Here is a 12,059-nt window from a genome sequence, read left to right on the forward strand (position 1 = left end):
ATGCTCGTATCATTTCTGACATGGTTTTTAGTTGGTTTGCAGCCCATTGTGCTGGTGGTCATTATTCAAAACCTTATTGGAAAGTTGTTAACCCCTATTGCGCTTCGCAATAAAGCCAGCCGGGGGGTGTACTTAGCTACAGCAGCTATTGGAGTGCCTATTCATGAACTCAGTCATGCTATTGCGGCGTTCCTTTTTCGGCACCGAATAACCAAAATAAAGTTTTTTGAATACACAGCTGGGCATGGCCGCTTGGGATACGTCGAGCATCAATGGAACGTGTTGTCACCGTTGCAAAATGTCGGGCTTTTCTTTATTGGTATTGCTCCTTTGATAGGAGCTGGTGCAGTCATATACTTAACTACAAAGCTAATGCTTCCAGGCTTATTGGATACGCTGGCTTGGCGCATAGTAGAAATTCCTATGGGAATAACGGGCGATCCAGTCAAAGATGCTTTCTATGCTGTGCAGTACGGCATTTCTGGTGCTGGTATTGCGATTCTTTCCGTGAGCTCGGAGCCTCAGTTCTGGCTCTGGATGCTGATCAGCAGCGTTGTGGCGTTTCACTCGACACCAAGCAAAGCTGATATGCAGAGCGCATGGAAGGGAGCGATAGCCGTAGGAGTGTTATTAACGGGGATTGTCTTCATTTTCGAGGCTTATTATCCACTAACCGAAATGGTGGTTGGTTATTGGCTTTACAGTGTATCTATTATGTCTGCCACAATTGTATTTTCTATGCCTTGGTGGGTAATATTGCTGATGATCGCTATGGTTTCAAAACGCTAGCTCTCTGTTTTTTTAGCTGTTCTCTCAAGCAAAGCGCTTTGGCGGAGTATTGCCAACACATCAGCAACCGTCATTTTCCATCCCATAGCAAGACGTCGAATGATAAACGAACCTAATTCAGTACGTTCTTGCGGATTAAACAAACACTGTTTAACCTGCCCTGCTTCTGATAAGGATAGTGAAATCCCTTCGGGTCCATTATGTTGTAATTTGAAACCTTTGTTACGCTTAGAACCGTGATAAGCCCCCTCAGATAAACGAGCAAGGCCGAACAGTACCTGAGTAAAGCTGGTAAGCTCATACCTTGTCAACTGGACGGAAATTTTTTCCTGCCAGTTTGCATCAGTGCCAAGAAGTGGCGCAATCTCGATTGTGACCGAAGGATATTCATCCTTTTGGGTCTCTGTATACTGGAACTGAACTACAACACGCTGGTGTTTGTTATAGATTTTAAAAGCTTCACCAAACAATTTAGTTTCGCTCATAACTAATCTTTCACCTCAAGTTGCGACAATTTTTTCTTTGTACTGATATGAGCTTTGCGTTCGGAATTCAAATCAGATTCAAGTTTGCTTTTTGCTTTTGAAGTGGCCGCGTGAGCTGCTTTTTCGGTATCGAGAGCTTCGCTAATTGTCTCCAGTCGCCCCAACCCTTTCTCTGATTGCATAAGCCGCTCTTGAAGATGGTTAACTCTATCCTGAGTTGTTTGATGCGATTCTTTCTCTGCTTTTAAAGATTCACGGAGTGCTTCATTTTGAGCACTTATAGTCGCGTTTTGTGTTTCTGCTTGGGTGAGTTTTTCGCGGATATCTTTTAACTCAGAGCGTAGTTGTTCACGGTTAGATTGAGCCTCTTCTACCAGCTTACTGCTGTCCTCAAGACGCATCTCCGCTTTGGCTAAGTCTGTGGTTAATCGGTCAATCTGAGTTCGATGTTCAACAATCACCCTACTCTTTTCTTCTAGTTGATCACGCAGTGTCTGTTCAGTAGTAGTCCAAGATGATTTGGCCGCTGCATGTTGTTCGCTATGTTCCTGTGCCAACTGTTCTTTCTTTTGAACTTCAAATTGAAGGCGCTCTATTTTGCTTTCAGCATCAGCTAAGGCAGAAAGAGCCTCTGCTTCGGAACTTTTAGCAGCACGTAGCGTTTCTTCAAAGCGAGATTCAATAGCAGTTTGAAACCTGCCCATCTCTTTCATAAATGAGTCAGCAAATGCATCACTGAATCCCATTGATTCCATTAAATGAGCCTGGGATGCTTCGAGCTCTTCACGCCACTGCCTAACAAAGCCTAGAGCCGTTCCTTTGGAACCTCTGCCAAGTTCTGCGATCACTCGATTGCCGCTTATCTTTTCTCCGGAAGCATGTAGACGGTCACAGACACCTTTTACGTCTGAATAAGTCAATGCAGGACTTTGTTGCCGCTTTTCCATAATCATTTCTCTTCAAAAAAATCAAGTATACCGTCAATAGTATGCCAAATACGGTACAGTTACAAACAAGTGTACCTTTAATACGTTAGAATTGAATGGCGGTACAGTTTGATTGTTTTGCATCTAGATAAATAATCATAACAGACTGATATTTAAGGATGTTATTATGGTTTAAATCGAGAATGAACAGGTTGTAAGGTGTACCGATTACTGTACTTTCGGTACACCAGTTCTAAACCAACTCTTTAAGTGCGAGGTGTGATAAATGAGAAGAAAAAGAGGTGATTATCCACAATTGGTAAATGACTTAGTAATCAATACATTGTTACACCTTTATATGGAATGTAGCGATACACGTCGGTTTGTGCCTCTCCACCAGCGAAATGCGATTGTTATGCGTTATCTGAAATCCTTACTCAAAAAAGCAGCATACAAGGAGACAAGAAAAGATATTAAAGCTCTTATTTACGCTGGGCAGAAAGGTGACAAGTTGGAAGAGCAATTGTGGAGGCTCAAATCTCTTGTTAATAATTATGGCAATGATGTTGAAAAGTTTTACGGATTCCTCAACTTAATTGAGAGTACGTTAGCTATTTACAGTGAGTTATTTAAAGAAAATACTGCTGTCGTTTCGAATAGAGTTTATTTGTTAGCTGATCACATTGATAATGGCTTTGACGATAATGGGAGGCAAGTAGCCCCAATTGCTCTATCTGTGAACTCTTCAAAATGGAAGCAAATACCAGCGTTGGCCGAAGAACATGGTCATTTCTATATTGAGATTCTTGATAGTGATGAGAGTAAAGCAAACCTTTATGTTCACCCTGCCGCAATGAAAAGAGCCGTTCACAAAGAACATGAAAAGGAGTGTGACTGATGGCAGTGTAGGATGCAAACCGCTACTACACTGCCCTGAGTGCTAAGTTCAAGCACGATGTTTAGCTTTGAGGTTTTTCACATGCTTAAAGTTAGTTTTAAGCCCCTTTTCTAAACGTGCAGACTCTAGACTCTCATAAACACTATTAATGTCGATAAAAGAGCTTTCCTTGGATTGTTCATAAATATAATCTGCGGCCTTCCAACCGGATGTGAATAGTAGCTTTGGTGTGTTTTTACTCCTCCATTCGCACTCACCTACCATAACTACAATCGAGTAGAACGCTTCCTGGGGAATGCTAGGCAAAAGAGATTGAATTGCTTTCACATGCTTATAGTTTTGTCTGAACGGATTTTGAAACTTGTAGCTACGTTTAAATATCTTTTGAGTCCAAAATTGATCTGATTCCTTGCCATAAATCCAGCCTTTATAATGTTTTGTTTCAACGACAAATATTCCAGCTGGGGAAATAACAACATGGTCCACCTGAGTAGTATCTCCATCGGAAACTTCAAGAGTAACATCATCAAGTACTATGCAATTATTACCACATTTTTTATTTAATATTTTTGATAAAGCCCACTCGCCTATTTTCCCTTTGATATGGCGTGAAAATACTTTGGCAACAAATAATAGTGTTACAGCCAAAATCAACATCCACGTTGTCGGTTGATTTAGAAGCTCTCCAAAAGCGCCTATAAATAGATTGGGGTTTTGCGCCCATCCCCTCGATATAAACCTCAGTTGATGTAAGTTATTGAAAAACTTTGCGCCCCCTAATTTTAAGTAAAGATCAAAAAATTTAAAACGTTTTGATAATTGTTTAACACTCAAATTACTGTTTAAGAAACAGGCTTAAGGTTAATTTCGAGGGGATGGGCAACAAACCCCATTTAGTATTTTTCCCCTTCTCCTCTAAGGGACTGCCGTCCCGCCGGCGCTTCGCTTGGCACCCTGCTGACGGTCGCTGCGCTCCCTTGGAGTTAATGCCTCGCCAGAGGCGAGAGGGTTTGTTTCCGCTGCGCTAGGCCCAAAGGGGCTTTGCCCCTCTGGACTCCCCACACTCGCCGCCGTGAGGCTCGGGGGCTGGGGCCTGCGGTCGCTGCGCTCCCTTCGTTCCCAACCCCAGAGCCAGAGGCTGGGTCGTTCCGGCAGCGTCAAGGGCGGGAGCGGAAGCCGCAGCCCTGGAGCGAAGCGGAAGGGATCGGGTGAGCACCCGGCGAAGCGAACCCTTGACGTGATGGAGTGACCCCCACGCTCAGGCAAGGGGGCAGGTAGAGCAGAGCGAAGCGGCGCGGCCACCTGCACCCCTGCCACGTGGCGAACGCGGGGTTTGGGGCAGCGCCCCAAGGTGTTCGCAACGACCGAAGGGAGGCGCAGGGCGAAGCCCGTAGAGCAAGGCCGCAGGCCGCTGCAACCGCGTAGCGGTCACGTACTTTACGGAGTAAAGTCTAGTGAGTATACACTTCAAAGAAGTGGCCCGCCGGAGGCACATTCGTACCTCGACGGGCTGGCAGCAATCTGACAGTGCGGAGGGGGACGGATGGCGTTTGCGATCATGAGGGCGAAGAAGCTCAACAGCATGGGCACGGTGGCGGCTGCGTTGCAGCACTGCTACCGCGACCGCGAGACGCCGAACGCCGATCAGGAGCGCACACCGGACAACGATCACCTGGCGGCCAGATCGACCGATGAGGCGATGGGCAAGCTCAGGGAGCGGTTGCCGGAGAAGCGGCGCAAGGATGCGGTGCTGGCGGTCGAATACGTGATGAGCGCCTCGCCGGAGTGGTGGCAGACCGCAAGCGCCGACCAGCAGCGGGAGTTCTTCAAGCGATCGACCGAGTGGCTGGCCGACAAGTACGGCGCTGAGAACGTGGTCACGGCCACGATCCACCGGGATGAGCTGACCCCGCACCTGTCGGCGTTCGTGGTGCCTCGGACGGCTGACGGGCGCCTGAGTGCCAAGGAGTTCATTGGCAACCGGACGAAGATGAGCCAGGACCAGACCAGCTACGCCGAACGGGTGGCCGATCTGGGGCTTGAACGGGGCATCGAGGGCAGCAGGGCCACACACCAGCGAGTTAAAACCCACTATGGGGCGATCCAGCAGGCAGGCCGAGACGTGCCACACCTGACGCCTGACGAGCTGAAACCCCAGAAGGTCAAGGGGGTGTCACTGGCCGAGAAGGTGTTCGGAGCCGTGGAGACGGTCGAAGGGGTGGCGCAAAGGTTGAACGCCAAAATAATGGGGTCTGTGCAGCCGATGGCCGAGAAAGCCGCTGTAAGCGCCCAGAACGAGCGAAGAGCCAAGGAGCTAAGGGAAACCCTAGCCCAGCAGCAAAAACGCTTACAGGCCCTTCAGGAGCCGTTTAAGGGGCTATCCAAGGATCAGGTAGCGGGACTGATCCGGCAGGCGGTGAAATTGCGGCAGGAGAACGAGCAGGAGAAGCAGGAGCGCGCCCAGCAGATCAAAGAGCGATTCAAGGCCAAGCGGGAACGGGAGCGCAGCGACCGCAGCAGGGGCCGTTAACCCTTTTCAACCAACTTTAACCAACCTTGAACAACCTTAAACCATTGTTTAACCAACATTAAACCACTTTCAACCAACCCTAAACCACTTTCAACCAACCCTAAGCAACCGGGGTGTAAGGGCTGGCAGTAATCGCGCGGATTTACAGGCACGTCGGATATGTTTACAAAAACTCCGTTTTTGACACATATCCCGTGCCAAAGGGTGCCCCTTTGAAACCCTCCAGCGCCCCGCTCAATCGCGGGGCAGGGTGACGCGGTGGGGTAGGTCGGGACTGGGGCCGTCCTCGTCCAGGAACGCCACTTCGGCGCGTTCCAGGGTGCAGCCATCGAGGTTCAATTCTTCCATGTCCTTGAGGGTGAAAACCCCCGCCTCCTCGCGGCTCTTGGTGTACCCGTAGCCCTTGGGTTTCCAGTACTCCAGACCTGTCTTGATGTAATACATGCTCATGGCCATACCTCGTCCTTGAGTTTCGATATAACGGAATCCAGCGCCGTTCTGGTGGTGCCGTCCAGCGTGTCTATACCCCTGTCGTAAGCCTCCAAAACAGCGGCCATTTCAGCGGCTGTGATGCTGATAGTGGCCGTGGTGTCCCTTACGATATGGGAGTAATCAGGCTTGCCGAAAAGGGCTTTGAGTGGATCTGTCATGGCTGATCTCCAAACATATCAAGCGTGTCTGTATCCCACTCTATTGTAAACAAGACATTTTTATCTTTTATATTCAATGGCTTATTTTCCTGCTAATTGGTAATACCATGAAAAATACCATGCTCAGAAAAGGCTTAACAATATTTTGAAAAATTGCCTACTGAGCGCTGCCGCACAGCTCCATAGGCCGCTTTCCTGGCTTTGCTTCCAGATGTATGCTATTCTGCTCCTGCAGCTAATGGATCACCGCAAACAGGTTACTCGCCTGGGGATTCCCTTTCGACCCGAGCATCCGTATGAGACTCATGCTCGATTATTATTATTATAGAAGCCCCCATGAATAAATCGCTCATCATTTTCGGCATCGTCAACATAACCTCGGACAGTTTCTCCGATGGAGGCCGGTATCTGGCGCCAGACGCAGCCATTGCGCAGGCGCGTAAGCTGATGGCCGAGGGGGCAGATGTGATCGACCTCGGTCCGGCATCCAGCAATCCCGACGCCGCGCCTGTTTCGTCCGACACAGAAATCGCGCGTATCGCGCCGGTGCTGGACGCGCTCAAGGCAGATGGCATTCCCGTCTCGCTCGACAGTTATCAACCCGCGACGCAAGCCTATGCCTTGTCGCGTGGTGTGGCCTATCTCAATGATATTCGCGGTTTTCCAGACGCTGCGTTCTATCCGCAATTGGCGAAATCATCTGCCAAACTCGTCGTTATGCATTCGGTGCAAGACGGGCAGGCAGATCGGCGCGAGGCACCCGCTGGCGACATCATGGATCACATTGCGGCGTTCTTTGACGCGCGCATCGCGGCGCTGACGGGTGCCGGTATCAAACGCAACCGCCTTGTCCTTGATCCCGGCATGGGGTTTTTTCTGGGGGCTGCTCCCGAAACCTCGCTCTCGGTGCTGGCGCGGTTCGATGAATTGCGGCTGCGCTTCGATTTGCCGGTGCTTCTGTCTGTTTCGCGCAAATCCTTTCTGCGCGCGCTCACAGGCCGTGGTCCGGGGGATGTCGGGGCCGCGACACTCGCTGCAGAGCTTGCCGCCGCCGCAGGTGGAGCTGACTTCATCCGCACACACGAGCCGCGCCCCTTGCGCGACGGGCTGGCGGTATTGGCGGCGCTGAAAGAAACCGCAAGAATTCGTTAACTGCACATTCGGGATATTTCTCTATATTCGCGGTTCAGCAGGCATGTCCCCTTTGAGGGCGACCCGACGACAGGATAATCGACCTTATGGTGCGCAAATATTTCGGCACAGACGGTATTCGTGGCAAAGCCAACGAAGGCGCGATGACGGCGGAAACCGCCTTGCGCGTCGGCATGGCGGCTGGCCGTGTCTTTCGTCGCGGTGACCACCGCCATCGTGTCGTGATCGGCAAGGATACGCGCCTGTCGGGCTATATGCTTGAACCCGCGCTCACAGCCGGTTTCACCTCGATGGGCATGGACGTATTCCTTTTTGGCCCGCTGCCGACAACGTATAGGAAGAATAAACGCCCTTTTCACCCAAGTCCAACAGCTTTGGACCGCAGTTGACTCTTTCGACACCCCTGCGATGCAACCCAATCCGGCTGACGGGGAGCCAGCAACGCTGAAAATTTACCCTCCTCTTTCCCACTAGCGGCTCCTTTTCCGACAACCAGCACGGCGGATCCCTGCCGCGGCGCTGTGAACGCAGCATTTTGATTGGTATCGTTGGCCTTCAGGCTCGTCAGTCAAACAGACCCAGGAGCAGCTCAGCCGGTGGCGCCCGGCTTTCGGGTAACGCCCTGGTCCCGCTGGTTTCGGCTTTGTGCTTCAGGTGATCAAGGATCTGCTTGATCACTATAGGGTCTTCAATGCAGGCGATGACTTTCATGGCGCCGCCGCAGCCGCTGCAGGTCTCGATGTCGATATTGAAAACACGCTTGAGCCGTTGCGCCCATGTCATCGACGCTCGCCGTTGTGCTGGTGTTGCCGGTTCATCAGCCACCCTGACCTTGTTGCCCCTGCCCCGTTTTGCCGGCGTGACCAACGCCCGGTGCCGACTGTTGGGTGCGAACACCCCGTGGAAGCGGGTTAGGTTGACTCTGGGCTTCGGTACCAGGGCGGCCAGCCTTGCAATGAAATCCAATGGTTCGAAAATGACGTGCGTGGTGCCGTCCCGGTACGGCGTCTTGAGCTGGTAGCGCACGTTGCCGCCTCGTGTTAACGACAGCCGCTTCTCGGATACCGCCGGGCGGCTGATGTACCGGCACAGCCGTTCGAGCTTCTTGCGTTCATCGGCCCTGGCCGCCACGCCGGCGTGCAGGCTGGACCCGGCTACCTTGCCAATCCCGTCACCGAACGGATCACCACTGGTCGGCAGAGTTTGCAAAGTGAACACCTTTCGCCCCGCCTGTGAACCGACAGCGATACGGTAAGTGATCGAGTGCCCCAGCAGGGGTGTCATCGGGTCGTCATCCACCGCATCCGAGGCCAGATAGCTGTTTTCGACATCCCGTTCCAGCAGGCCTTGCCGTTCCAGATAGCGACCCACCCGGTGGGCGATGGTGTGCGTCAGCTGGGTGAGCTCTGGGCTGGTCGGCGCCTTGACCCAGCGGAAACGCGCTGAGCCGTGGGATTGCTCGACATACACACCGTCGAGAAACAGCATGTGGAAGTGAACATTCAGATTGAGCGCCGATCCAAAACGCTGGATCAGGGTGACCGCGCCCGTCTTGGCCACTTGGTGGGTATGGCCCGCTTTCTTGACCAGGTGCCAATACCCATCTTTGTATCAACTCCCCTTCCTGCCCGGCATCCCCGCAATTGATGACTTCAGAACAAGATGCTACCAATTTTTCAATAACAGCAAATTGCCTTTTTACTCCATCGTTATCAATTAGTTTAATGCCAAATTTTTTAGGTACAATTGGCAGATCTTCCAATTTCCAGTATTTCCAATTTTCTTTGTAATCATGGGGTTCATTCAATGTACACAGATGGCCAAAAGTCCAGGTTACCCAATAGCCATTTCCTTCATAAAAGCCGTTGTTGCGTTGTTTTGCACCAATTACTTCGGCAATATCTTTTGCCACAGAAGGTTTTTCAGCTATACATAAAATCATAAGGAGGCAAAGTTAGTAAGGTCGTTGAAGTTTTGAAACCGTTACATACAAAACATTTCAACAAAAACAGTAAGTTTTAGAGTTATTTACGTGTATATTTTTTTATTTCAAAAGCAAAAGCGTGTTTTTCATCAATACCCTGTTTCAGTACAGTTTCACTATTCCACTCAGATTCAGAAAATTTAGGAAAAAAAGTATCTGCGTCAAACACTCCATCTACTTGTGTGATATACATTTCTTGAAGGATGTTTCGCTGCATAACTTCTGCATAAATTTGTCCCCCACCAATGATGAAAACAGTTCTTTCGGTTTCATTTTTATAGAACTCTAAACATTCAGTAAGTGAAAAAAAGACATGAGCTCCTGGTGCTTGATAGCCGATTTGGTGAGTTAAAACGGCATTTTCACGATTTGGCAAGGGTCTAAATTTCTCAGGAATAGATTCATAATTTTTACGTCCGGTTATTACTACATGACCTGTTGAAGTTTCTTTAAAGAATTTCATATCAGCCGGCAATTTCCATAACAAATCGTTGTCTTTACCAATGCCAAAATTTTTATCCATGGCAACAATTAATGATAGTTTCATAATGATCGGTATTGAATAATTAATTTTTTATTTGAGGCATTAAGCACATGCAATAATTTCTCAATTGGTTTTTTCACCTTTTCTTTCAAATGTAACTCATCTGCAGTTTGAATCATACGTATAGGAAGAATAAACGCCCTTTTCACCCAAGTCCAACAGCTTTGGACCGCAGTTGACTCTTTCGACACCCCTGCGATGCAACCCAATCCGGCTGACGGGGAGCCAGCAACGCTGAAAATTTACCCTCCTCTTTCCCACTAGCGGCTCCTTTTCCGACAACCAGCACGGCGGATCCCTGCCGCGGCGCTGTGAACGCAGCATTTTGATTGGTATCGTTGGCCTTCAGGCTCGTCAGTCAAACAGACCCAGGAGCAGCTCAGCCGGTGGCGCCCGGCTTTCGGGTAACGCCCTGGTCCCGCTGGTTTCGGCTTTGTGCTTCAGGTGATCAAGGATCTGCTTGATCACTATAGGGTCTTCAATGCAGGCGATGACTTTCATGGCGCCGCCGCAGCCGCTGCAGGTCTCGATGTCGATATTGAAAACACGCTTGAGCCGTTGCGCCCATGTCATCGACGCTCGCCGTTGTGCTGGTGTTGCCGGTTCATCAGCCACCCTGACCTTGTTGCCCCTGCCCCGTTTTGCCGGCGTGACCAACGCCCGGTGCCGACTGTTGGGTGCGAACACCCCGTGGAAGCGGGTTAGGTTGACTCTGGGCTTCGGTACCAGGGCGGCCAGCCTTGCAATGAAATCCAATGGTTCGAAAATGACGTGCGTGGTGCCGTCCCGGTACGGCGTCTTGAGCTGGTAGCGCACGTTGCCGCCTCGTGTTAACGACAGCCGCTTCTCGGATACCGCCGGGCGGCTGATGTACCGGCACAGCCGTTCGAGCTTCTTGCGTTCATCGGCCCTGGCCGCCACGCCGGCGTGCAGGCTGGACCCGGCTACCTTGCCAATCCCGTCACCGAACGGATCACCACTGGTCGGCAGAGTTTGCAAAGTGAACACCTTTCGCCCCGCCTGTGAACCGACAGCGATACGGTAAGTGATCGAGTGCCCCAGCAGGGGTGTCATCGGGTCGTCATCCACCGCATCCGAGGCCAGATAGCTGTTTTCGACATCCCGTTCCAGCAGGCCTTGCCGTTCCAGATAGGGGTTCTAGGGATTTTCCCCTCTAAAGTAACATAAATCGCCATACTCACCATATTTAAAGGCATACAAAGGTGGGTTACTTCTCCAAAGTATGGCAAATTATGAGGTTAACAACCCCTTAAACTTAATTTAATTAAAAACGAACTATCAATTCTTACCAAAGCTGAGCAGCTTGATCTATATTCTCCGCCGCTATTATCACTTGAACAACAACGATTGTATTTTACGCCAAACGAGATCGAGTTAACAGAGTTGAAAAGTATTCGCCTAAGGAACCACCGATGCTATTTCATTGCGTTATTAGGGTATTTTAAGTCTAAGCCTGTGATTCTTTCACCTAGCTTTAACCTCATCTTTGACGATATGCAGTTTATTTCAACGCAAGTTCAAGGAGGCAAAGGGATCAGGCCTTTCAGCATTAATAAGATGCAGCGTGACCGTATATATCAAAGAATACTGAGGTTATTAAACTATCAGAAATGGGACGAAAGTCTGCACTTTGCGCCGCTGTACGAACATCTTGTTATGGTCGGCAAAGCTTGGCTTGAGCCTCGTTATCTATTCGATGCAGCCGCTGAATATCTAGCAACGCATAGAATTGCCATCCCTAAATATACTGTCTTACAAAAGCTTATCAGTCGTGTTATCCAACAGGTCAAGAAGGCGTTAAATAATAAGCTTCGTATTCATGTTTCATCTGAACTACACGGATTTCTAAATACTATTATCGATGACAAAGATGGGCTCTCCTTAAGCCAGCTTCGAGCCGGTGCAAAAAGCGTTATGGTGACAGAGCTAAAAAAAGAACTGACGGTGTATCATCAGTTACAGCCTTATACAAGACAGATTGATAATGCTGTTAAGGGCTTAGCCCTGAGGAATCCCCTAATGATTTTGATAAAAATCATAAATTTAAGGTAGATGCACATCTTGTCATGTGATCAAATGG

General features: G+C 49.7%; 11 protein-coding genes and 4 pseudogenes. 6 read left to right on the forward strand and 9 right to left on the reverse strand.

The window, feature by feature from the left end; genetic code table 11:
- Entirely contained in the window at positions 1-789 is a 789-nt protein-coding gene (locus tag R7P69_RS17105) for a hypothetical protein (RefSeq protein ID WP_014386791.1), read from the forward strand.
- Here R7P69_RS17105 and R7P69_RS17110 read toward each other — a convergent pair.
- Both R7P69_RS17110 and R7P69_RS17115 read right to left on the reverse strand, forming a co-directional pair.
- The gene (locus R7P69_RS17110; protein WP_032073030.1) at positions 786-1,274 is read right to left on the reverse strand and encodes a hypothetical protein; all 489 of its coding nucleotides are present in this window, start codon (positions 1,272-1,274) and stop codon (positions 786-788) included. The genes R7P69_RS17105 and R7P69_RS17110 overlap by 4 nt on opposite strands.
- Positions 1,275-1,276: 2 nt before the next feature.
- A complete protein-coding gene (locus R7P69_RS17115) occupies positions 1,277-2,221 on the reverse strand; it encodes a DNA-binding protein (protein WP_014386794.1) in 945 nt (314 codons plus the stop codon).
- A gap of 265 nt (positions 2,222-2,486) precedes the next feature.
- Here R7P69_RS17115 and R7P69_RS17120 point away from each other — a divergent pair, with 265 nt between their 5' ends.
- The gene (locus R7P69_RS17120; protein ID WP_014386795.1) at positions 2,487-3,098 is read left to right on the forward strand and encodes a DUF2913 family protein; all 612 of its coding nucleotides are present in this window, start codon (positions 2,487-2,489) and stop codon (positions 3,096-3,098) included.
- A gap of 48 nt (positions 3,099-3,146) precedes the next feature.
- Here R7P69_RS17120 and R7P69_RS17125 read toward each other — a convergent pair whose 3' ends face one another.
- Positions 3,147-3,932, reverse strand: coding sequence for a nuclease-related domain-containing protein (locus tag R7P69_RS17125; RefSeq protein WP_101905929.1), 786 nt, complete (start codon positions 3,930-3,932; stop codon positions 3,147-3,149).
- 709 nt (positions 3,933-4,641) lie between these two features.
- Here R7P69_RS17125 and mobV point away from each other — a divergent pair.
- Complete coding sequence (gene mobV, locus R7P69_RS17130) at positions 4,642-5,628, forward strand: MobV family relaxase (protein ID WP_000852935.1); 987 nt, start codon at positions 4,642-4,644, stop codon at positions 5,626-5,628.
- A 234-nt stretch (positions 5,629-5,862) separates the two neighbouring features.
- Here mobV and R7P69_RS17135 read toward each other — a convergent pair whose 3' ends face one another.
- Entirely contained in the window at positions 5,863-6,084 is a 222-nt protein-coding gene (locus tag R7P69_RS17135; protein WP_001251694.1) for a hypothetical protein, read from the reverse strand.
- Complete coding sequence (locus R7P69_RS17140) at positions 6,075-6,278, reverse strand: hypothetical protein (protein ID WP_000131876.1); 204 nt, start codon at positions 6,276-6,278, stop codon at positions 6,075-6,077. Before R7P69_RS17140 ends, R7P69_RS17135 begins: the two co-directional genes overlap by 10 nt.
- Positions 6,279-6,614: 336 nt before the next feature.
- On the opposite strand from R7P69_RS17140, the gene sul2 reads away from it, so the two are divergent.
- Both sul2 and R7P69_RS17150 read left to right on the forward strand, forming a co-directional pair.
- Positions 6,615-7,430: a sulfonamide-resistant dihydropteroate synthase Sul2 gene (gene sul2, locus R7P69_RS17145; protein WP_001043260.1), complete on the forward strand. Its 816-nt coding sequence runs from the start codon at positions 6,615-6,617 to the stop codon at positions 7,428-7,430.
- Positions 7,431-7,516: 86 nt separating this feature from the next.
- The gene (locus R7P69_RS17150; protein ID WP_000251875.1) at positions 7,517-7,819 is read left to right on the forward strand and encodes a phosphoglucosamine mutase; all 303 of its coding nucleotides are present in this window, start codon (positions 7,517-7,519) and stop codon (positions 7,817-7,819) included.
- A gap of 175 nt (positions 7,820-7,994) precedes the next feature.
- Here R7P69_RS17150 and R7P69_RS17155 read toward each other — a convergent pair.
- The 4 genes and pseudogenes from R7P69_RS17155 to R7P69_RS17165 form a co-directional block, all read right to left on the reverse strand.
- A pseudogene (locus tag R7P69_RS17155) lies at positions 7,995-9,023 on the reverse strand (IS91-like element ISVsa3 family transposase); the annotation flags it as partial.
- A gap of 13 nt (positions 9,024-9,036) precedes the next feature.
- Positions 9,037-9,372 (reverse strand): annotated as a pseudogene (locus tag R7P69_RS25385) (toprim domain-containing protein); the annotation flags it as partial.
- A gap of 82 nt (positions 9,373-9,454) precedes the next feature.
- On the reverse strand, positions 9,455-9,967 hold the full coding sequence (locus R7P69_RS17160) for a dihydrofolate reductase (RefSeq protein ID WP_086371372.1): 513 nt from the start codon (positions 9,965-9,967) through the stop codon (positions 9,455-9,457).
- A gap of 345 nt (positions 9,968-10,312) precedes the next feature.
- Positions 10,313-11,110 (reverse strand): annotated as a pseudogene (locus R7P69_RS17165) (IS91-like element ISVsa3 family transposase); the annotation flags it as partial.
- A gap of 132 nt (positions 11,111-11,242) precedes the next feature.
- On the opposite strand from R7P69_RS17165, the pseudogene R7P69_RS17170 reads away from it, so the two are divergent.
- A pseudogene (locus tag R7P69_RS17170) lies at positions 11,243-11,986 on the forward strand (DUF4158 domain-containing protein); the annotation flags it as partial.
- Positions 11,987-12,059 lie beyond the last annotated feature (73 nt).

The sequence above is a fragment of the Vibrio sp. 661 genome, assembly GCF_033339315.1.
Classification (GTDB): Bacteria; Pseudomonadota; Gammaproteobacteria; order Enterobacterales; family Vibrionaceae; genus Vibrio; species Vibrio alginolyticus.